At 74.4% G+C, this 19,139-nt stretch carries 16 protein-coding genes; 8 read left to right on the top strand and 8 right to left on the bottom strand.

Features of this window, described 5'->3' with window-relative positions; all coding sequences use genetic code 11:
- Positions 1-194 precede the first annotated feature (194 nt).
- Positions 195-2,054, top strand: a complete 1,860-nt coding sequence (locus tag HOY81_RS04010) for a PQQ-binding-like beta-propeller repeat protein (protein ID WP_237318174.1) — start codon at positions 195-197, stop codon at positions 2,052-2,054.
- A gap of 267 nt (positions 2,055-2,321) precedes the next feature.
- Complete coding sequence (locus tag HOY81_RS04005) at positions 2,322-3,005, top strand: response regulator transcription factor (RefSeq protein WP_237318173.1); 684 nt, start codon at positions 2,322-2,324, stop codon at positions 3,003-3,005.
- 124 nt (positions 3,006-3,129) lie between these two features.
- Here HOY81_RS04005 and HOY81_RS04000 read toward each other — a convergent pair whose 3' ends face one another.
- Together HOY81_RS04000 and HOY81_RS03995 are read right to left on the bottom strand one after the other, a co-directional pair.
- A complete protein-coding gene (locus HOY81_RS04000; RefSeq protein ID WP_237318171.1) occupies positions 3,130-3,549 on the bottom strand; it encodes a hypothetical protein in 420 nt (139 codons plus the stop codon).
- A 27-nt stretch (positions 3,550-3,576) separates the two neighbouring features.
- Positions 3,577-5,247, bottom strand: a complete 1,671-nt coding sequence (locus HOY81_RS03995) for a sodium:solute symporter family protein (RefSeq protein ID WP_237318169.1) — start codon at positions 5,245-5,247, stop codon at positions 3,577-3,579.
- A gap of 261 nt (positions 5,248-5,508) precedes the next feature.
- Between HOY81_RS03995 and galT the strand changes: the two genes are divergently transcribed.
- From galT to galK, 3 genes are read left to right on the top strand one after another with little or no spacing between them, the layout of a single operon-like run.
- The gene (gene galT, locus HOY81_RS03990) at positions 5,509-6,609 is read left to right on the top strand and encodes a galactose-1-phosphate uridylyltransferase (RefSeq protein WP_237318167.1); all 1,101 of its coding nucleotides are present in this window, start codon (positions 5,509-5,511) and stop codon (positions 6,607-6,609) included.
- Positions 6,606-7,625, top strand: coding sequence for a UDP-glucose 4-epimerase GalE (gene galE / locus HOY81_RS03985; RefSeq protein ID WP_237318165.1), 1,020 nt, complete (start codon positions 6,606-6,608; stop codon positions 7,623-7,625). The genes galT and galE overlap by 4 nt, the downstream gene beginning before the upstream one ends.
- On the top strand, positions 7,622-8,767 hold the full coding sequence (gene galK / locus HOY81_RS03980; RefSeq protein WP_237318163.1) for a galactokinase: 1,146 nt from the start codon (positions 7,622-7,624) through the stop codon (positions 8,765-8,767). The genes galE and galK overlap by 4 nt, the downstream gene beginning before the upstream one ends.
- A 291-nt stretch (positions 8,768-9,058) precedes the next feature.
- Here the strand turns inward: galK and HOY81_RS03975 are convergent, their stop codons facing one another.
- Positions 9,059-9,514: a GNAT family N-acetyltransferase gene (locus HOY81_RS03975; protein WP_237318161.1), complete on the bottom strand. Its 456-nt coding sequence runs from the start codon at positions 9,512-9,514 to the stop codon at positions 9,059-9,061.
- A 593-nt stretch (positions 9,515-10,107) separates the two neighbouring features.
- Here HOY81_RS03975 and HOY81_RS03970 point away from each other — a divergent pair.
- Positions 10,108-11,085 (top strand): response regulator transcription factor, encoded by a 978-nt coding sequence (locus HOY81_RS03970; RefSeq protein ID WP_237318159.1) that lies wholly within the window; start codon positions 10,108-10,110, stop codon positions 11,083-11,085.
- A 1,126-nt stretch (positions 11,086-12,211) separates the two neighbouring features.
- Here the strand turns inward: HOY81_RS03970 and HOY81_RS03965 are convergent.
- Entirely contained in the window at positions 12,212-12,709 is a 498-nt protein-coding gene (locus HOY81_RS03965; RefSeq protein WP_237318157.1) for a MarR family winged helix-turn-helix transcriptional regulator, read from the bottom strand.
- Between the two features lie 72 nt (positions 12,710-12,781).
- Here HOY81_RS03965 and HOY81_RS03960 point away from each other — a divergent pair, with 72 nt between their 5' ends.
- Positions 12,782-13,615 carry a methyltransferase domain-containing protein gene (locus HOY81_RS03960; RefSeq protein WP_237318155.1) on the top strand — a complete coding sequence of 278 codons (834 nt, stop codon included), beginning with the start codon at positions 12,782-12,784 and terminating at the stop codon, positions 13,613-13,615.
- Between the two features lie 135 nt (positions 13,616-13,750).
- Positions 13,751-14,389: a Uma2 family endonuclease gene (locus tag HOY81_RS03955; protein ID WP_237318152.1), complete on the top strand. Its 639-nt coding sequence runs from the start codon at positions 13,751-13,753 to the stop codon at positions 14,387-14,389.
- Positions 14,390-14,452: 63 nt separating this feature from the next.
- Here HOY81_RS03955 and HOY81_RS03950 read toward each other — a convergent pair whose 3' ends face one another.
- From HOY81_RS03950 to HOY81_RS03935, 4 genes are all read right to left on the bottom strand, one after another.
- Positions 14,453-15,397 (bottom strand): SDR family oxidoreductase, encoded by a 945-nt coding sequence (locus HOY81_RS03950; protein ID WP_237318150.1) that lies wholly within the window; start codon positions 15,395-15,397, stop codon positions 14,453-14,455.
- Between the two features lie 139 nt (positions 15,398-15,536).
- On the bottom strand, positions 15,537-16,142 hold the full coding sequence (locus HOY81_RS03945; protein ID WP_237318148.1) for a GNAT family N-acetyltransferase: 606 nt from the start codon (positions 16,140-16,142) through the stop codon (positions 15,537-15,539).
- A 147-nt stretch (positions 16,143-16,289) separates the two neighbouring features.
- The gene (locus HOY81_RS03940) at positions 16,290-17,783 is read right to left on the bottom strand and encodes an APC family permease (protein WP_237318146.1); all 1,494 of its coding nucleotides are present in this window, start codon (positions 17,781-17,783) and stop codon (positions 16,290-16,292) included.
- 56 nt (positions 17,784-17,839) lie between these two features.
- The gene (locus HOY81_RS03935; RefSeq protein WP_237318143.1) at positions 17,840-19,111 is read right to left on the bottom strand and encodes a saccharopine dehydrogenase family protein; all 1,272 of its coding nucleotides are present in this window, start codon (positions 19,109-19,111) and stop codon (positions 17,840-17,842) included.
- Between the last annotated feature and the right edge of the window lie 28 nt (positions 19,112-19,139).

Raw genomic sequence — 19,139 nt, 5'->3', positions numbered from 1 at the left:
AGGAGCGGCTGCATCTTGGTAACGACGGCTCCGTACGGCCGGGAACCGCGCCCGGTCCGTCTCGTGTCCGGTGATAGAAAGAGTTTCTGGTCCACCATGTCAGGTTCTGCGGGCCGCATGTCCGATTCGCTCGGCCCTACGGGGGTTTGAGGCGCCGGGCGTCCGGTCTGCCCGTCCACGAGGGAAACCCCGCCATGTCGCAGCCGCCTCCTCCACCGCCCCCTGAGCCGCCGCAGGATCCGCAGTCCGGACCGTCGCTGGGCAAGCAGGACGGCGGATACGGATACCCCCAGCAGGGCCGGCCGGCGGGCGACGGGTACGGCTACCCGCAGCAGCCGTCCGCGCCGCACGCCGCCCCGACGCAGGCCGCCGGTTTCCCCGCCGCGCAGCCCCCGGGCCAGCCCGGTCCGCCCGGGCCGCCTCCGGGACCCCCGGGGCAGCCGCCGACGCCGCCGCCCGGCGGCGGCTTCGGCCCGCCCGGCGCGCCCACTCCGCCCGCCGGCGGATACGGCTACCCGGCGCCCGGCGGCCCGGGGGGCGCCCCCACCATGCCGCCGGGGCAGCCGCCGGGTTACGGCCAGAACCCCGGGATGTACCCGACGATGCCGCCCGGCGGGGGCCCCGGCGGCTCCGGCGGCAACAACTCCAAGATCATCGTCATCGTGGCTGCGGTCGTCGCGGTGCTGCTCATCGCGGGCGGCGGCATCTGGTTCCTCACCCAGGGCGACGACGGCGGGAAGAACGAGTCGAAGGGCGACACCAAGGAGACCAGCCAGGGCGCTTCGGAGGGCGGCGACTCCTCCGGCGGCGGTGGCGGCGGCGGGGACACCCCGAAGAACGCCGACGCCGAGCTGGTCGCCAAGCCGGCCGCGCCCGAGGTCTCGGACCAGGTCTCCGTGCCCGGCACCTGGGTGACGGAGAAGTACATGGTGAAGACCTCCGTCGAGAGCGTGCTCGGCTTCACCGCCGAGGACGGGTCCGAGGCGTGGGAGATCCCGCTGAGCGGCTCCGTCTGCGCGGCCTCCATCCACCAGACCGACGACGACAAGACCGCGATCGTCACCCAGGAGACCAAGTCCCCCGACGCGGACTGCAACCAGATGGTCGTGCTCGACCTGAAGCAGGGCAAGAAGGTCTGGCAGCAGACCATCCCCGGGGACCGGGTCGACGTCAACAGCCTGGGCGGCGGCGTGACCGTCAGCGGGGACACCATCGCCTCCGCCTGGATCGGCGGCTCCGTCGGCTACAAGATCGGCGGTGGTGAGCCGATCTTCACCGCCAAGCCCTCCGGCACCTGCCGGGACGAGGGCTTCGCGGGCGGCGCGAAGCTGGTCGCGGTGGTCCGCTGCGGCAGCTACGACAGCCCGCAGTTCAAGGTGCAGACGCTGGACCCGGCGACCGGCAAGTCCGTGCAGGAGTTCGAGGTCCCGAAGGGCGTGGAGAGCGTCTCGGTGGCCTCCACCGATCCGCTGGTCCTCGGTGTCGGTGCGGGCACCACCGTGACGAACCGGGTCATGACGGTCACCGAGGACGGCAAGCTGGGCGCCAACGTGGCGCTCGGCGAGCGCTACAACAAGCCGTGCCGCACCGAGGTGGAGTCCTGCTACGGCATGGCCGTCGGCAAGGACGCGTTCTTCCTCTCCACCGCGGAGCACGACGACAAGAGCGCCGACTACGGCCGCACCAACGAGGTCATGGCCTTCGACCTCCAGACCGGCAAGACCAAGTGGAAGTCGGACGCCGGCAGCAAGCGCACCATCGTGCCGTTCGGCATGGACGGGGAGAACGTGCTGGCGTACAAGATGCCCTCGTACGACGCGGGCGGCATGATCGTCAGCATCGAGCCCTCGAAGGGCGAGCAGACGGTGCTGATGAAGATGCCCTCCGACGAGCAGCTCGACTACGAGCAGGAGTTCAAGCCGAGCACCTACGGCCAGCAGACCGAGGTCGTCTACGGCCACGGCCACCTGTTCCTGCCCGAGCTGTACGTGAACGAGCGGCCCGGCACCTTCGTCAAGGAGCGCCTGCTCGGCGTGGGGTACACCGCGCGCTGAGCCCGTACGCCCGTGCGAGGGCCGGTCCCCACCCCGGGGGCCGGCCCTCGCGTTGTCGCGAGGCCGCCCGCGGCCCGTACCGCCCGGCCCGTACGCAGCCGCGCGCAGCCCGGTCCTCCGGCGGCCGTCCCGGGGGCGATTCGCGCCGTCCCTGCGTCCAGGGGGCGCGCGGAGGGCTCGGGAGCGTGTAGCTTCCTCGGACACCTGGGCGGCCCCGCGCACGGCCGGCCGGTACGGACCGTTTCCGGCGCGGAAGGTGGGGGGCTGATGGGTGTGCGGGTCGTGGTGGTCGACGACCACCGGCTGCTCGCCGAGGCGCTGGCCTCGGCGCTCAAGCTGCGGGGACACCGGGTGCTGGCCTCGGCGGCGCCCGCGGCGGGGGCCGCCGACCTCGTGGTGAGCCGGGCGCCCGAGGTGTGCCTGCTGGGCACCGCCCTCCCCGCCGGGCCCGGCGTCTTCGACCCGGTGGTGCGGATCAAGCGGGAGAAGCCGCAGATCGCCGTCGTGGTGCTGGGCCCGGTGCCCAGCCCGCGCGGCGTCGCGGCCGCGTTCGCCGCGGGGGCCTCGGGCTATGTGCGGCACGACGAGCGCGTCGAGGGCCTCGAACGCGCCATGGCCAAGGCCCGCGCGGGGGAGGTCGCCGCGGCCCCGCACCTGGTGCAGCAGGCCTTCGCGGAGCTGCTGCACCCGGCTGCGGAGCCGGACGACGAGGGGGCGCGGCTGCTGCAGATGCTCACCGGGCGCGAGGTGGAGGTGCTGGTGCGGGTCGCCGAGGGCGAGAACACCCGGGCCATCGCGGCCGGCATGGGCATCGCGCCCAGCACCGCCCGTACGCACGTCCAGCGGGTGCTGATGAAGCTGGACGTGGGCTCCCGGCTGGAGGCGGCCGCGCTGGCGGCCCGCACCGGCCTGCTGGACCGGGCCGCGGGGGGTCCCGCACCGGGGGAGTGAGGGCGCTCCGCCCTCCCCGGTACGGCCGCGTCCCGCGACCCGGGGCTCTGCGGCCCGTTCCCCTGCGTGCCCGGAGGCCGGTGCGCTCGGGTTCCCGGTGCGCGCGGGCTCACTCCGCGCGGGTTCACTCCGGTCGGCGGGGCTCTCCGGTCGCGGACTCCGGGCCGCCGCTGGGGGCGCTGCCCGGCGCCTCCGCCGCCTCTCCGGGTGGCGGCGGGGGAACGGCGGGGCTGAGGCGCAGCCAGAGCAGGAAGAGCAGGCCGAGGACGAGCATGGCCAGGCCCGTCCAGAGGTTGATGTTGATCCCCTCGGCCTTCTCCAGGGCGGCGTCGGAGGTGAAGAAGCCCGCGACGGTGACGATCACCCCGTAGATCACGAAGAGTCCGCCGATGATGCGGCGCACGTCGAAGAGCCGGGCGGCGGAGCCGGAGCGCCGCTCCAGCTCCTCGACCTGCTGCCGGAAGGCCGACGGGTCCTCCGGGTCGTACGCGCCGTGCGGGCGGCGGGGGTGCGGGGCGCCGCGGTCGTTGCTGTGGTCGCTCATGGGGTGCTCCCTCGGGGCGTCGGCGGGTCAGAAGGAGAACGGCAGGTAGCAGAGGGCGGCCAGGATCAGGGCGCCCCAGCCCAGCAGCGCGGGGCTGCGGTACCAGGCGTCGTCGCCCTTGGCGGGCGGCTCGGCCATGCCGGGGGAGACCGTGCCGTAGACCAGTCCGGCGAGCTGTTCGGGCCGTTTGGGCCGGGTGAAGGGCGTGAGGGCGACCATGACCACGGCGCCGGCCACGAAGGCGACGATGGCGGAGACGAAGTTGGCACCCTGGTCGGTGGGGATGTCCAGGACGTCGCCGCGGTAGAGCCAGAAGTAGTTGATCATCGCGGCGACGGTGCCGGCGAGCAGCCCCCAGAAGCCGGCCGCGGCCGTGGCCCGCTTCCAGAACATGCCGATGATGAAGACCACGAAGAGCGGCACGTTGAAGAAGGAGAACAGCGTCTGGAGGTAGTTCATGATGTTGCTGAAGGTGGAGGCGATGAAGGCGGTGCCCATGCCGCCCAGCACGCCGATCGCCGTCACCACGCGGGCGGTGAGCAGGTAGTACCGGTCGTCGCGGTCGCGCCGGACGTAGGCCGCCCAGATGTCGTTGGTGAAGACGGTGTTGAAGGCGGAGACGTTGGCGGCCATCCCGGCCATGAAGGCGGCGAGCAGACCGGTCACCGCGATGCCGAGCACGCCGTTCGGCAGCAGCTCGCGCATCAGCAGCGGGATCGCGTCGTTGTACTCCAGACCGCTGCCGGCCTGTCCGATGTCCGGCGCCACGGCGAGCGCGACGAGGCCGGGCACCACCACGATCAGCGGGATGAGGATCTTGGGGAAGGCGGCGATCAGCGGGGTGCGCTTGGCGGCGGAGAGGTTCTTCGCGGAGAGCGCGCGCTGCACCTCGGCGAAGTTGGTCGTCCAGTAGCCGAAGCTCAGGGCGAAGCCGAGACCGAGCACGATGGTGAGCCAGTTGGCCCCCAGCGGGTTGTCCGTGCCGATCCCGGTGCCGCGCCAGGCGGACATGAAGTTCTCGCCCTGCTCGGCGGTGAGCGTGTCGGTCAGCCCGCTCCAGCCGCCGACGCGCTGGAGGCCGATGACGGTCAGCGGGATCAGCGCGGCCAGGATCACGAAGAACTGCACGACCTCGTTGTAGATCGCGGAGGAGAGCCCGCCGAGGGTGATGTAGGCGAGCACGAAGAAGCCGGCGACGACGATCGCCACCCACTGCGGCCAGCCGAGCAGCGCCTCGATCACGATCGCCATCGCGTAGAGGTTGACGCCGGCGATCAGCACCGAGGCGACCGAGAAGATGACGGCCGAGAGCAGGTGCGAGGACGGACCGAAGCGGTGCAGCAGGAACTCCGGCACCGACCGCACCTTCGAGCCGTAGTAGAAGGGCATCATCACCAGGCCGAGGAAGACCATCGCCGGGATGGCGCCGACCCAGTACCAGTGCACGGTGTACGCCCCGTACTGGGCGCCGTTGGCGGCCATGCCCAGGATCTCCAGGGCGCCGAGGTTGGCGGCGACGAAGGCCAGGCCGGTGACCCAGGCGGGCAGTGAGCGGCCGGAGAGGAAGAAGTCGAGGCTGGTGTTGACGCTGCGCCGGGCCGCGAAGCCGACCCCGAGCACGACGGCGAAGTAGATGCCGAGCAGCGTGTAGTCGAGGGCGTTGGTGGGGAGCCGGAGCTCCTGAGCGAGAAGTTCCATGCGGTGCTCGCTTCTCAGTGGGTGGGATGCGGGGGCTGGTGGGGGACGGATGCCTCCGGGCCGGGGGGATCCGTGGGCCGTCGCTTCCTGTGGAGAACTGTGGACCTCCGCTGTGGGTTTGTGCTCCCTTCTGCCGCAGGAGTTGCCTTATTGTCCTGTATGTGACTTCTGTAACCTAGGCAACGCGCGACCTTGCGCGCCCTGTTGAACTATGATTCCTTGTGTGCGGTTCTGTTGGAGTCGCCAGGCTGAGGAGCGTCCGTGAAGAAGACCGCGAACCGGCTCGCCGACGGGCGCGAGATCCTGTACTTCGACGCCCGCGACGACGCCGTACGCGACGCCGCCGACCGCCGCCCGCTGCCGTCCACCGCGACCTCCTCCGAGATCCGCCGCGACCCGCTGCTCGGCGAGTGGGTCGCCGTCACCGCGCACCGCCAGTCCCGCACGTACCATCCGCCCGCCGACGAGTGCCCGCTCTGCCCCTCACGGAACGGGCGTGCCACCGAAATCCCCGAACCCGACTACGACGTGGCGGTGTTCGAGAACCGCTTCCCCTCCTTCACCGGCGGCCCCGCGCCGGAGGCGGCCGGCGATCCGCACGGGCTCTTCCCCCACCGCCCCGGCGCCGGGCGGTGCGAGGTCGTCTGCTACACCGCCGACCACGACGCCTCCTTCGCCGACCTGACCGAGCCACAGGCCCGGCTGGTACTCGACGCCTGGACCGACCGCACCGCCGAGCTCTCCGGCCACCCCGGCGTCGAGCAGGTGTTCTGCTTCGAGAACCGGGGCCGGGAGATCGGCGTCACCCTCGGCCACCCGCACGGGCAGATCTACGCCTATCCCTTCGTCACCCCGCGCACCGACCGGATGCTGCGCTCCGCCGCCGCGCACCGGGAGCGCACCGGCGGGCGCAACCTCCACGACGACCTGCGCGACGCCGAAGTCGCCGACGGGCGGCGCGTCGTGGCCTCCGGGGAACACTGGGTCGCCTTCGTGCCGTACGCGGCGCGGTGGCCGTACGAGGTCCATCTGCACCCCCGGCGCCGGGTGCCGGACCTGCCCGCGCTGGACGAGGCCGCGCGCGCCGAGTTCCCCCGGATCTACCTCGACCTGCTCCGCAGGTTCGACCGGATCTTCGGCCCGGAGGAGCCGCCCACCCCCTACATCTCCGCCTGGCACCAGGCCCCGGTCGCCGCGGCCGGACGGCAGGACTTCGCGCTCCACCTCGAGCTTTTCACCATTCGCCGAACTTCCGGCAAGCTGAAGTACCTCGCCGGTTCCGAATCCGGCATGAACGTGTTCATCAACGATGTGCCGCCGGAGGCCGCGGCCCAGCGACTGCGAGAGGTAGCGAGTCCATGAAGTACCTGGTGACGGGCGGCGCGGGATACGTCGGCAGCGTCGTGGCGGCCCACCTGCTGGAGGCCGGCCACACGGTCACCGTCCTCGACGACCTCTCCACCGGCTTCCGCGCCGGCGTGCCCCGCGGCGCCGACTTCGTCGAGGGCCGCATCCAGGACGCCGGCCGCCGGCTGGACTCCAGCTACGACGGGGTGCTGCACTTCGCCGCCTGCTCGCAGGTCGGCGAGTCCGTCGTGGACCCCGAGAAGTACTGGCGGAACAACGTCGGCGGCACCATCGAACTGCTGGCCGCCATGCGCGAGGCGGGCGTGCGCCGCCTCGTCTTCTCCTCCACCGCCGCCACCTACGGCGAACCGGCCGGCACCCCCATCACCGAGGACGACCCGGCCGCCCCCACCAACCCGTACGGCGCCACCAAGCTCGCCGTCGACCACATGATCGGCAGCGAATGCCGCGCCCACGGCCTGGCCGCCGCCTCGCTGCGCTACTTCAACGTCGCCGGCGCCTACGCCGCCCGCGACGGCGTCACCTACGGCGAGCGGCACGACCCCGAGTCGCACCTGATCCCGCTGGTGCTCCAGGTCGCCCAGGGCCGCCGGGAGGCCATCTCCGTCTTCGGCGACGACTACCCGACCCCGGACGGCACCTGCGTCCGCGACTACATCCACGTCGCCGACCTGGCCGAGGCCCACCTCCTCGCCCTGGACGCCGCCCCCGCCGGCGAGCACCTGATCTGCAACCTCGGCAACGGCAACGGCTTCTCCGTCCGCGAGGTCGTGGAGACCGTCCGCAAGGTCACCGGCCACCCCGTCCCGGAGATCGTCGCCGAACGCCGCGGCGGCGACCCGGCCGTCCTGGTCGCCTCCGCCGAACGGGCGAAGCGGGTGCTGGGCTGGCGGCCCTCCCGCACCGACCTGGCCGGCATCGTGCAGGACGCCTGGGACTTCGCCCGCCGCACCGCGGACGGGCCGGCCCGGGGGACTGAGCCCGGCACACAGGGAACGGGACAGGGATGAACTTCGTCGAGACGTACGGGCGGGACCCGGAAGGCGTCTGGGCCGCCCCCGGCCGGGTCAACCTGATCGGCGAGCACACCGACTACAACGACGGCTTCGTGATGCCGCTCGCCCTCCCGCACACCACCCGCGTCGCCGCCGCCCGTCGGGACGACGGCCTGCTGCGGGTCCGCTCCGCCTCGGTCGCGACCTCCGAACCCGTCGAGATCCCGCTGAGCCGGCTCGCCGCCGGCGGCGAGGCCCTCGCGGACGCCGGCTGGGCCCGCTACCCGGCCGGCGTCGCCTGGGCGCTGCACGCCGACGGCGCCCAGGGCGGCGGCGCCGACCTCTACTTCGAGAGCACCGTGCCCACCGGCGCCGGCCTCTCCTCCTCCGCCGCCCTGGAGGTCTCCACCGGCCTCGCCCTCAACGACCTCTACGGGCTCGGCCTGACACCGGACCGGCTGGCCGCCCTCTGCCGCCGCGCCGAGAACGACTTCGTCGGCGTGCCCTGCGGGATCATGGACCAGATGGCGTCCGCCTGCTGCACCGCCGGCCACGCCCTGTACCTGGACACCCGCGACCTGTCCCGGCGTCAGGTGCCGTTCGACCTCGCGGCCGAAGGGCTGCGGCTGCTCGTCGTCGACACCCGGGTGCAGCACGCCCTCGGCGACGGCGCGTACGCACAACGCCGCGCCGGCTGCGAGGAGGCGGCACTGCTGCTCGGCGTCACCGCCCTGCGGGACGTCCCGTACGCGGAGCTGGCGGAGGCGGAACGCCGCGTCGACGACCCGGAACTGCGGCGGCTGCTGCGGCACGTCGTGACCGAGAACGAGCGGGTGGCCCGGGTGCTCCGGCTGCTGGACGCCGGCACACCGCGGGACGTCGGCCCGGTGCTCACCGAGGGCCACGCCTCGCTCCGGGACGACTTCGCCGTCTCCTGCGCCGAACTGGACCTCGTCGTCGAGGCCGCCAACTCCGCGGGGGCGCTGGGCGCCCGCATGACCGGCGGCGGGTTCGGCGGCTCCGCCGTCGTGCTGGTCATGGAGGCGGCGGTGGAGAAGGTCTCCGACGCGGTCCGGGCGGCCTTCGCCGACGCCGGGCACGAGACGCCGCGCCTCTTCGACGCCGTCCCCGCGGAGGGCGCCCGCCGCGTGGCGTGAGGGCGCCGGGCCCGCCGCGGCGCGGGGCGTCCCGGGAGGTGCACGGGGCCTCGCACGGGCCCTCGCCCGGGGCTGGCGCCGGCGCTCCGGGCCGGGACCCCACGGCGGGCCGGCAGGCCGGAGCGACCCGGCTCCCGCGCGCCGGCGGTCGCGGCGCGGCGCCCGCGCCGGGGTCACCCGCTGAGGCGTGGCCGGGAGGACGCGGGCCCGGGCCGAGCGGTACGGAAGCCGGGTCCGTGCGCAGGCCGGATCGCTCCGTGTGCGGGGCCCGAGGCCGGCCGCGGTCCGGGTTCAGCCCGGGGCCCGCGCCGCGGTCAGCGGCTTCACCAGCAGATGGTCCGTCTCGCCGGGCGGGTAGTCCTCCACGACGCCCACCACCCGGTAGCCCCGCTTCCGGTAGAAGTCCGGGGCCTGGAAGCCCCAGGTCTCCACACGGGCGTGCGCACAGCCCAGCGCCGCGGCCCGGGCCTCCGCCCCGTCCATCAGCCGGGTGCCGAGCCCGCCGCCGCGGTGCCGCGCGTCCACCCAGAGCAGGTCGATGTGCAGCCACCGGCCCCAGGCGTAGCCGACCAGCCCGCCCACCAGGGCGCCGTCCTCCACCGCGTAGAGCTGCACCGGCCGCTCGTCGTCGTCGGCCGTGCCCCGCAGATCCCCCAGCACGGGGGAGAGGCGGGCGTTGGTCTCCTCCAGCCGCTGCTCCAGCAGCGCGCGGCGGTCCTCGTCGGCCGCCGTCTCGATGCGGATCACGCGCCCCAGCGTAGCCCGGCGGCCGTCACCGGGCGGCGCCGTCCGGCCGCTTCCGGCCACCGGCCCGTGGCACGCCCCCTTTGGGGCGGGCGGGTACGGAGACGGGCGCGTCCATCCGTGCGCGCGCCCCGTCGGGCCACCGGACGGCGGTCTCCGGCCCGGCACGCCCCGTCGGGCGCCTTCGGCCGGGGCGGAAACGGTCCGGTGCGTGCCGTCCGGGCGGGGCCGGCCCGGCGCGTTCCGAGCGGACGCGTGCGGTCCGCCGTGCTTCCGAGCCGTCCGGCCCGTCCGGCTCCGGCGGACCCGGGTGCGCCCGGGCCCGTAGCTGCCGCTGTGCCGTCCGGGGCGACCCCTCCCCCTTCCCGGCCACCCCCGTGCAGGGAGCGACGCGGTGAGTTTGGGCATAGGTCTTCCGTTGTCCGACCCCGCCCGTACTCTGTGGGGCATGCACAGCACCGGTGGGGGCCGGTGCTCGTGCCCGTCAGGGGGCGAGACAGCCGGGTGCGGCACCCGGAGCGGGGCGGTGGCGTGGCCGGTGGCGGCCGGCGCGGCGACTCCGCGTTGTTCCGCGCCCGCTCCGTCAGGGGGTGCCGATGCAACGACGTATCCGGGTGCTGGTGGTCGACGACCACCGCATCTTCGCCGAGTCACTGGCCGCCGCGCTGGCCGCGGAGCAGGACGTCGAGGTGACGGCGGCCGGGAACGGCGCCGCGGCCGTCCGGTGCACGTCCCGCGCCGCGGCCGAGGGCCGCGGCTTTGACGTGCTGCTGGTCGACGCCGACCTGGACCGCCCGCCCGGCGACGGCTCCGCCGCCCCGGGCCCGGGCTCCGGGGCGGGGGCCGCCGGGGCGTCCGGGCCCGGCGCCACCGCGCGAGCGGGCGGCCCGCCCGGCCCGAACGGCACCCGGCCCGCCACGACGCCCGTGTCCGCCGCCTCGCCCGTCGTCGCCGCTCCGCCGGTCGCCACCGCCACCACCGCCGTCTCCGGCGCTCCGCCCGGCAAGGGGCCGGAGCCGGGTGCCGCGCCCGCGCGGCGGTCCGCGGGCGCCGGCACCTCTGCGGGGGCCGCCGTGCCGCCCGTACGCGCGGAGGAGCCCGCCGGCGGGCTCGCGCTGGTCGCCCGGGTCCGTACCGAGCACCCGGCCATGCGCACGGTGGTTCTCGCCGAGCGGGACGACCCGGCGCGCGCCGCCGCCGCGCTCCAGGCGGGCGCCTGCGGCTGGGTCGCCAAGGACTCCTCGCTCTCCCGCCTGCTCCAGGTGATCCGTGGCGTACTCCGCGGCGAGACGCACCTGCCGCCCGCGCTGCTCACCGGCGTGCTGCGGGAGCTCACCGCGGACCGCGAGCACCGCTCGGAGAGCGAGCGGCTGGTCGCCTCCCTCACGCCGCGCGAGCACGAGGTGCTGCGCTGCATGGTCGCGGGGCTGGGGCGGAAGGCGGTCGCCGAACGGCTCTATCTCTCCCCGCACACGGTCCGTACGCACATGCAGAACGTCCTCGGCAAGCTCGGCGTGCACTCCACGCTGGCGGCGGTCGCACTGGCCCGCCGCGCGGGCGTCGGCCCGGCGTGAGCCGGGGTCGGCCAGCGGGCGGGGTGGGGGCGGCGGCGTCGCGGCGGGGTGGTGACGGTGCGTTGCCGGGTGCGGCTGGTCGGTCGTTGCGGTCACTGCGTGGCGGGCTACGGGGGAGGGGTGCCTCACTGGGGCTCGTTCACGTTGCGGGCGCGGGTGGCCTGGTCGGCCGGCGTTCACCCGCCTGCGACGGGGCCGGGCGGTGGGGCGGTCGGTAGCCGGTGACGGGGTTGCCCTGGCGGGCTGCTGCCGCGCGGTGCCTGAGCTCTCGTCTTCTCGCTCCGCTCGTGTCACGTGCGTGGCACCGCGGCGTTCGCCTGCGGGCCGTTCCGGAGCGGGGGTGCGCCCGGCCGCCAGTCGGTACGCCGGGCGGGCCCTGGGCTGCGGCCCGGCGGGCTTCGGGCTTCCGCCGCGCGACCCGGGCCGGTGAGGGCCGGCTTCCGGCGGCCTCCGGCCCAGGGCTCTGCTGCTCGCCCTGCGGGGCGCGCGCCCCGGCCTGGGGGCCGGGTCTGCGCCCGGAAACACCCCGGCGGTCCTTACGACCTGCCCCGGTGCGCCGCTTGCGGGGGCAGGTCCGGCCCCAGGCCGCGAGCCGGGGCTCGGACACCGCCAGCGGCGGGCCGCATCCGGGGCTCGGACCCGCCTGGCGGTAGGCCGAGCGCTGGACGCCCGGACTCAGAGGCCGGAAGCCGAGCGCCGGACAGCCGGGCCGCACCTGACCGCAGACCGAACGCCCGATCCCGGCCCGCACGGGCCGCGAGCCGGGCGTACCCCCACTCCGGAACGGCCCGCAGCCGAACCCCGCACTGCCACCCACGTGCAACGAGCGGAGCGAGAAGACGAAACCCCAGCCACAGCGCGGCAGCAGCCCGCCACGGCAACCCCGTCACCGGCTACCGACCACCCCGCCGCCCCACCCCGTCACAGACGGGTGAACCCCGGCCCACCACGCCACCCGCCACCAGCAACCAGAACGAGCCCGCCACCCACCACCCCTCCCCCCGTAGCCCGCCGCGCAGTGACCGTAACCACAAGCCAGCCCGCACCCGGCAGTGCGCCTTGTCGCCCGACCGGCGACGCCGTGCGCCCACCGTGTCCCGCCCCTGCGTGTCCCGCCCCGGCCCCCTCAGGTGGGCACGTTGTCGAAGGGGGCGGTGAGCCGGCGCAGCAGCCCGGCCAGTTCGCCGCGCTGGTGCCGGGACAGTTCCACGAGGATGGCCCGCTCGTGGGCGAGGAGCCCGGCGAGGGCGCTGTCGGCGCGGTCCCGCCCGTCGGCCGTGAGCCGGACGAGGACGCCGCGCCGGTCGCTGGGGTCGGGGAGTCGCTCCACGAGCCCCTTCTTCGCCAGCCGGTCGATACGGTTCGTCATGGTGCCCGAGGTGACCAGGGTCTGGGTGAGGAGCTGCCCGGGGGAGAGCTGGTACGGGTCTCCGGCCCGGCGCAGCGCGGTGAGTACGTCGAACTCCCACGGCTCCAGCCCGTGCTCGGCGAAGGCGATCCGTCGCGCCCGGTCCAGATGACGGGCCAGCCTGCTGATCCGGCTCAGCACCTCCAGCGGCTCCACGTCGAGGTCCGGGCGCTCGCGGCGCCACGCTGCCACCAGTCGGTCGACCTCGTCCTCCATGCCGATCAGTGTAGTAGTTCTGTCGACATGAAGTCTCTTGACGTCGAGACATCGCGGGCGGAGCATGGCCCCATGACGCCCGCGACGCCTGCCGACTCCGCGCCGTCCTGGTCGCCGGATCAGTATCTCCGCTACGAGGAGCTGCGCGCCCGGCCCCTCCGCGATCTGCTGGCCGCCCTGCCGCCTGTGCCCGGCGCACCCGCACCGCGCATCGCCGACCTCGGCTGTGGCCCCGGGAACTCCACCGCCCTGCTCGCCCGGCGCTGGCCGGCCGCCCGCATCACCGGCTACGACAACTCCCCGGAGATGCTGGAGCGCGCCCGGCGGTCGACGGGGCCGCAGCAGGGGGGCGGCCGGGTCGGCTTCGCCCACGCCGACCTCGGCGACTGGCGCCCGCCCCGCGACGAGCGCTTCGGGCTGATCCTCGCCAACGCGGTGCTCCACTGGGTGCCGGAGCACCCAGCGCACCTCGGTTCCTGGCTCGGCCCTCTCGCACCCCGCGGAGTCCTCGCCTTCCAGGTACCGGGCAACTTCCGGGCGCCCAGCCACACCCTGCTGGCCGAACTGTGCGCCGCGCCGCGCTGGCGGGACCGGCTCGGCGGGCTCGTACGGCCGGAACCGGTGCTGAGCCCCGCCGGGTACACCGACCTGCTGGAGGGGTGCGGCTGCGAGGTCGACGCCTGGGAGACGACGTACCACCAGCTGTTGCCCGGCCCGGACCCGGTGCTGGAGTGGGTCCGCGGCACCGCTCTGCGCCCGGTGCTCGACCGCCTCGCGGACGACGACGAGGCCCGCGACGCCTTCCTGGAGGAGTACCGCCGCGCGCTCGCCACGGCCTACCCGCCCGGCCCGCACGGCACCCGCTTCCCCTTCCGCCGGGTCTTCGTCGTCGCCCGCGCTCGCTGACGCACCGCCCGACCTCCCCCCTTCGTGTGATCAGCAGGCCGTACGAACCCGAGGAGCCCGGGGAGTGCGTAGCGTCCGGGTGTCGCTTGTGCCGCAGCGGCGTCCGCTCCAGACGGACGGAGGAGGCGCATCCCGATGACCGCTCTCGCACACGAGGCGTACCCGAGCCCCGCGGTGGACGACGACGCGCAGGCGGCGTCGGCCCTGGACGAGGTCGTGTGGCAGGCATGGAAGGCCATGGAGCTCCCCGAGGGGTACCGGGCCGAGATCATCGGGGCGTCCATCGAGGTGTCACCGACCGGTCGCCGCCGTCATACCGTGCTCATCAACCGTCTGCGCCGGGCGCTGGAGGCCCGCCTCGCGGGGAGCGAGTACGCGGTCTACCAGGACGCCAACGTCCTTCACCGGCACAAGGTCTGGGTGCCGGACCTCTTCGTCGCCCCGCTGGACCTGGAGGAGATCGCCGACGAGGAGGGGCTCGGCGTGGAGGCCGCCGGTGTGCCGATGGTCGTCGAGGTCACCTCCCCGGGCTGGACGAACCTGGAGCGGGACCGGCTCCGTAAGCGGGTCGCCTACGCGGCCGCGGGCATTCCGTTCTTCCTCCTGGTGGACGACTTCGACGGCGACGGGAGCGTCCGCGTGCTGACGCAACCGGACCCCGAGACGGGCCGTTACGCCGACGAGCACCGGGTCCCCTACGGCACCGACGTGCTCCTCCCGTCCGGGCCGGCCGAGGACTTCGTCCTGGAGAGCGCGCTGTTCAAGGATGCCTGACGCTGCCCCGCCCCGCCCCCGCCCGGCACGGGGCCGGGCGAGGGTGGGCGCCCAGGGGGCCGGTCAGCGGTAGGCGGAGGCGTCGACCTGGTCGGCACTCGATGCGTCGACCGCCGCCAGGTAGGCCCAGGCGTCGGGGCGGGAGCCGTCCGCGTCCGTGAAGCCGTACTCCCGGGCGAGCTCCCCGCTGGAGAGCGAACGGCCGTTCCAGCGGGACCGCTCCGGGTCGGTGGCCAGCGCCGCCACCGCGCGGCCCACGTACACGGGCGACTCCGCGATGGCGAAGAGCGGCTGGTGCGCGACCGCGTCCCGCCAGTTCTCCTCCGTCACACCGAAGTTTTCCAGCATCTGCTCCGACCGCAGGAAGCCCGGGGTCACCGACACCGCGGTGCCGCCCAGCTCCCGCAGCTCCTCGCCGAGACCCAGGGCCATCCGGATCGGGGCGAACTTGGCCAGGTCGTAGAAGAGGTTCTCGCGCAGGCCGCGGTTGGTCTCGGCGGTGCCGTCCGTCACCTCCACGACCAGCCCGCCCGGCTCCCGGACCAGCAGCGGCAGCGCGATGCTGCTGGTCACCAGGTGTGTCTCCACGCCGAGCCGCAGCATCCGCAGCCCGCCGGCCAGATCCGTCTCCCAGGTCCGCTTGCCGAAGGTGACCAGATGCTCCCCGCCCCAGACGTCGTTCACCAGGACGTCCAGCCGGCCCTGCTCCCGCTCGATCCGGTCCACCACCGCCCGCACCTGCTCCGGCTCCAGATGGTCCGCGGCCACCGCCACCCCCCGGCCGCCCGCGGCGTCGATCAGCTCCGCCGTGCCCTCGATGGTCTCCGTCGTGCGGCCGACCTCGCTGACCCGCTCACGGGTCGTCCGGCCGGTCGCATAGACCGTCGCCCCCGCGCGGCCCAGCTCCACGGCGATCGCCCGCCCCGCGCCCCGCGTCGCCCCCGCGACCAGCGCGACCTTCCCGGCCAGCGGCCCGTCCGGGCCGCCCCCCGCTGTGGTGGTGCTCATCCGTCGTCCTCCCGTACTCGCTCGTGCGTACGCCTGCTGCGTACGGGACCCACGCTGGCAGCGATACCGGACATCCAGTGTCGGGTATTCCACGGCAGGTGTGCGGGACGTGCGGGGCGCGCCGGGCCGCCCGGGCCGGTCAGCCGAGGCGCTTGCTGAAGAAGGTGCAGTCGCGCAGGACCCCGGAGGGGTCGGCGGCGTACTCCGCGACGACGCCGTAGCGGGTCCAGCCCGCGGCGGCGTAGAGGTGTTCGGCGGCGCTCCCGGTCTCTGTGTCCAGCAGGAGCAGCGTGGCACCGGCCTCCGCGGCGGCCTGTTCCGCCGTGGCCAGCAGCCTCCGGCCCAGGCCGTGGCCCCGGGCGTCCCGGTGCACCATCAGCTTGACGATCTCCGCCCGGTGCCGCCCGTTGGGCTTGGGCTCCCGGACCAGGCCGACCGTGCCCGCGAGGGGGCCGCCGGGCCGCTCACGGGCGACCCACACCGCCAGGCGGCCGCACGCCACGGCGGGTTCCTGGTCGCGCCACCACCGGGCGGCCTCCGCCGGCGCGAAGGGGGTGAGGAAGCCCAGCGAGGCGCCGTCCGCGACCACCGCCGCCAGCAGGGCGCCCAGCGCCGGCACGCAGCCGCGGAACTCCCCGGCGGTCAGCCGGTGCACGGTGTGCTCCGGCGCCGCCCGCGTGCCGACGGCCGCACCGTCGCCACCGGCGTCCTGCGGCTCCGCCGCCCCCGTCCCGGCCTCTCCCATGCCCGGGACGGTAACCGGCAGGCGGGCCCCATGGGTTACGGCGGTGTTTCCGCCTTCGTCGCCACGCTGCGCGGGTAGCGCTCGGCGCGACGGGCAAGCGCGCACCGGCCCCGGTGCGACGTGGCGTGGCCCGGGGCGCCCGGAGGCTCAGCGCTCCGGGCCGCCGACGAGGGCGGGGTCCACGACACCGGCCTTCTCCGCCCAGAAGGGCGGGGACACCAGGCGCCACACGGCCATCACGAGCAGCCCGGCCAGGGTGATGCCGACGGCGATGACGAGGGGCGGCCCGACGCCGAGCCAGGAGTCGCCGGTGTAGGAGTTGGCCGGGTCGGAGATGTCGCGGGCCGACTCCACGAGCAGCCAGGTCAGCAGCCCGGCGCCGGCCAGCGGCCCGATGCCGATGAGCAGCAGGTGGTGCAGGCTCTCGGTGAGGTGGCGCCGGTAGTAGACCGCACAGGCGACGCCGGTGAGCGCGTAGTAGAAGGCGATGAGCAGCGACAGCGCGGTGAGCGAGTCGAAGAGCGCGTTGGCGCTGATCTGGTTGACCGCCAGGTACCAGCCGATGGCGATGACGGCGACCCACCAGGTGCTGACGTCCGGGGTGCGGAAGCGCGGGTGGATGTGGGCGTACGTCCGCGGCAGCGCCCGGCGGCGGGCCATGGACAGGCCGGTGCGGGAGGCGGGAATGATGGTCGTCTGGGTGGAGGCGATCGCGGAGGTCGCGACGGAGAGCAGCAGCACCCAGTCCCAGCCGCCGAGCACCTCCCCGGCGAGCAGCGCGAAGATGAACTCCTCCTCCGCCGCGTTCTCGGAGAGGTATGCCACACCGGCGTAGGCGACCACGGCGAAGGCGACGGACACGTAGGTGACCAGCAGGACGACGGTGGACCAGACGCCTGCCTTGCCCGGGGCGCTGACGGGGTTCTCGGTCTCCTCGGTGAGGTTGACCGCCGACTCCCAGCCCCAGTAGACGAACACGCCCAGCAGCAGGCCGCCGGTGAGGGCCGCGCCGCCCGCGCCGAAGGGGTTCAGCCAGGTGACCGAGAGCTCGGTGGAGCCGAGGGTGCCGGTGCCGGCGTGGACGCGGTAGAGCGCGACCGCGGCGAACACCAGCAGGAAGGCGACCTGGGCGAGGATGAGGACGTTCTGCACCCGGGCGGAGAGTTCGGTGCCGATGACGCAGACGGCGGTCATCACCAGGATCAGCAGCACGGCGAGGAGCTGCCGCCCCAGGTCGCTCTCGGCGACGCTGTCCAGGCCGAAGGCGAGCAGGCCGAAGACCACGGCGACGTCCGCCAGCGAGCCGATCACCAGGACGCCGGTCATCATGATGGCCCAGCCGCCGATCCACCCGGCCCAGGGGCCCATGGCCCGGGTGACCCAGGAGAACGTCGTGCCGCAGTCCTGGTCGGCCTTGTTCAGGTAGGAGAAGGCGGAGGCGATCAGCACCATCGGTACGAACGAGGCCAGCATGACGCCGGGCGCGTAGACGCCCACGAGGGCCACCACGGGGGCGATCACGGCCGCCAGCGAGTACGCCGGCGAGGTGGAGTTGAGCCCGATGACGAGCGCGTCGACAAAGCCGATCGCGTTCGCCTTCAGTGTGCGAGGAGGGCCCTCGCCTGCGCTGTGCCGGCCCATGGCGCCTCGCTCGCCCCTTGCTCGCCCCTCGCTCCTCCGGACGCGTGCTCCTCAGGTTAGGCGGACGGCAGCGCTCCGGCCTGCGGAGCGCCCCGCCCGGGTTGCTGCTCACGCAGCGCCCACGGGGATCCGTACGCGGTCAGCAGGTCGAGGAAGGGGCGTGGCGGGAACGCCTCGGGGCCCAGGACGCCGCTGCCGGACCAGGTGCCCGACGCGATCAGTTCGAGCGCGGCGACGGCATTGAGGGCCGCCTGCCAGACCACGGCCTGCGAGCCGTACTCGGTCATGGACCACTGGTTGTCGACGACGTGGTAGAGGTACACCTCCCGCGGCGCTCCGTCCTTGGTGCCCTTCACCCAGGTGCCCGTGCAGGTCTTGCCGTGCATGCGGTCGCCCAGGGTCGCCGGGTCCGGGAGGCAGGCGGCGACCACGTCGCGCGGTGCGACGTGCACGGTGCGGCCGTCCCGGTCGGGGACGGCGACGGGTTCGGTGTCGTCCAGGCCCAGCAGGCGCAGGTTGCTGAGGGTGCGGAGGAAGCCCGAGCCGAGGCCGTACTTGAAGGTGACGCGGCGGGCGTCGATCCAGCGTGGCACCAGCAGCACGTCCTCGTGCTCGACGTTGACGCACTCCAGAGGGCCGATGCCCGCGGGGAAGTCGAAGACCTCGGGTTCGCTGAACGGCTCGGTGGTGAACCAGCCGTGCTCCGCCTCGTAGACGACGGGAGGGTTCAGGGTCTCCTCGATGGCGGTCCAGACGGAGAACGGCGGTGCGAAGTCGTAGCCGGTGACGGTGAGGTTCGCGCCGTCGCGCACGCCGATCTCCTCGATGGTGTCGAAGAGCTCGTCGGCGGCGTAGCGGGCGAAGACGTCCGAGAGGCCGGGGTCCGCGCCCATGCCGACCAGCGCCAGCCGGCCCGCCCGCTCCCAGTCGGCCGCGCGGGTGAACTGCTCGTCGCCCAGTTTGACGCCGCACAGCTCGTACGGGCGCTGCGGGTGGGGCCGGGAGGGGGACATCGCCATGTCCAGGTAGTGCGCGCCGGAGGCGAGGGCGGCCTGGAAGAGCGGCAGCACGAAGCGCGGGTCGGTGGCGTTGAGCAGCATGTCGCAGCGTGCGCGGGCCAGCAGCCCGGTGACCGCGGCCTCGTCGCGGGCATCGACGTGCGCGGCGCTGAACCGGCCGGCCGCCGTGTCCCCGAGGGCGGCGACGGCCCGCTCGGCGCGCGCGAGGTCGTGGTCGGCGACGACCATGTGGGCGAAGAAGGACCGCCGTGCGGCGATTCGGGTGAGTGCGGTGCCGACCCCGCCGGCCCCCACGAGCAGCACGCGCACGACGGCTCCACCTCCACACGACGGACGG

Source organism: Streptomyces sp. JJ36 (assembly GCF_021696945.1).
In the GTDB taxonomy this organism is placed as follows: domain Bacteria; phylum Actinomycetota; class Actinomycetes; order Streptomycetales; family Streptomycetaceae; genus Streptomyces.
This window is presented reverse-complemented; position numbering and strand designations above follow the sequence as displayed.

Excerpts from the sequence above, each read along its gene's own strand:
- HOY81_RS04010 (WP_237318174.1), top strand. The coding sequence starts at position 195 with ATGTCGCAGCCGCCTCCTCCACCGCCCCCTGAGCCGCCGCAGGATCCG.
- HOY81_RS04005 (WP_237318173.1), top strand. The coding sequence starts at position 2,322 with ATGGGTGTGCGGGTCGTGGTGGTCGACGACCACCGGCTGCTCGCCGAG.
- HOY81_RS04000 (WP_237318171.1), bottom strand. The coding sequence starts at position 3,549 with ATGAGCGACCACAGCAACGACCGCGGCGCCCCGCACCCCCGCCGCCCG.
- HOY81_RS03995 (WP_237318169.1), bottom strand. The coding sequence starts at position 5,247 with ATGGAACTTCTCGCTCAGGAGCTCCGGCTCCCCACCAACGCCCTCGAC.
- galE (WP_237318165.1), top strand. The coding sequence starts at position 6,606 with ATGAAGTACCTGGTGACGGGCGGCGCGGGATACGTCGGCAGCGTCGTG.
- galK (WP_237318163.1), top strand. The coding sequence starts at position 7,622 with ATGAACTTCGTCGAGACGTACGGGCGGGACCCGGAAGGCGTCTGGGCC.
- HOY81_RS03970 (WP_237318159.1), top strand. The coding sequence starts at position 10,108 with ATGCAACGACGTATCCGGGTGCTGGTGGTCGACGACCACCGCATCTTC.
- HOY81_RS03965 (WP_237318157.1), bottom strand. The coding sequence starts at position 12,709 with ATGGAGGACGAGGTCGACCGACTGGTGGCAGCGTGGCGCCGCGAGCGC.
- HOY81_RS03960 (WP_237318155.1), top strand. The coding sequence starts at position 12,782 with ATGACGCCCGCGACGCCTGCCGACTCCGCGCCGTCCTGGTCGCCGGAT.
- HOY81_RS03955 (WP_237318152.1), top strand. The coding sequence starts at position 13,751 with ATGACCGCTCTCGCACACGAGGCGTACCCGAGCCCCGCGGTGGACGAC.
- HOY81_RS03950 (WP_237318150.1), bottom strand. The coding sequence starts at position 15,397 with ATGAGCACCACCACAGCGGGGGGCGGCCCGGACGGGCCGCTGGCCGGG.
- HOY81_RS03945 (WP_237318148.1), bottom strand. The coding sequence starts at position 16,142 with ATGGGAGAGGCCGGGACGGGGGCGGCGGAGCCGCAGGACGCCGGTGGC.
- HOY81_RS03940 (WP_237318146.1), bottom strand. The coding sequence starts at position 17,783 with ATGGGCCGGCACAGCGCAGGCGAGGGCCCTCCTCGCACACTGAAGGCG.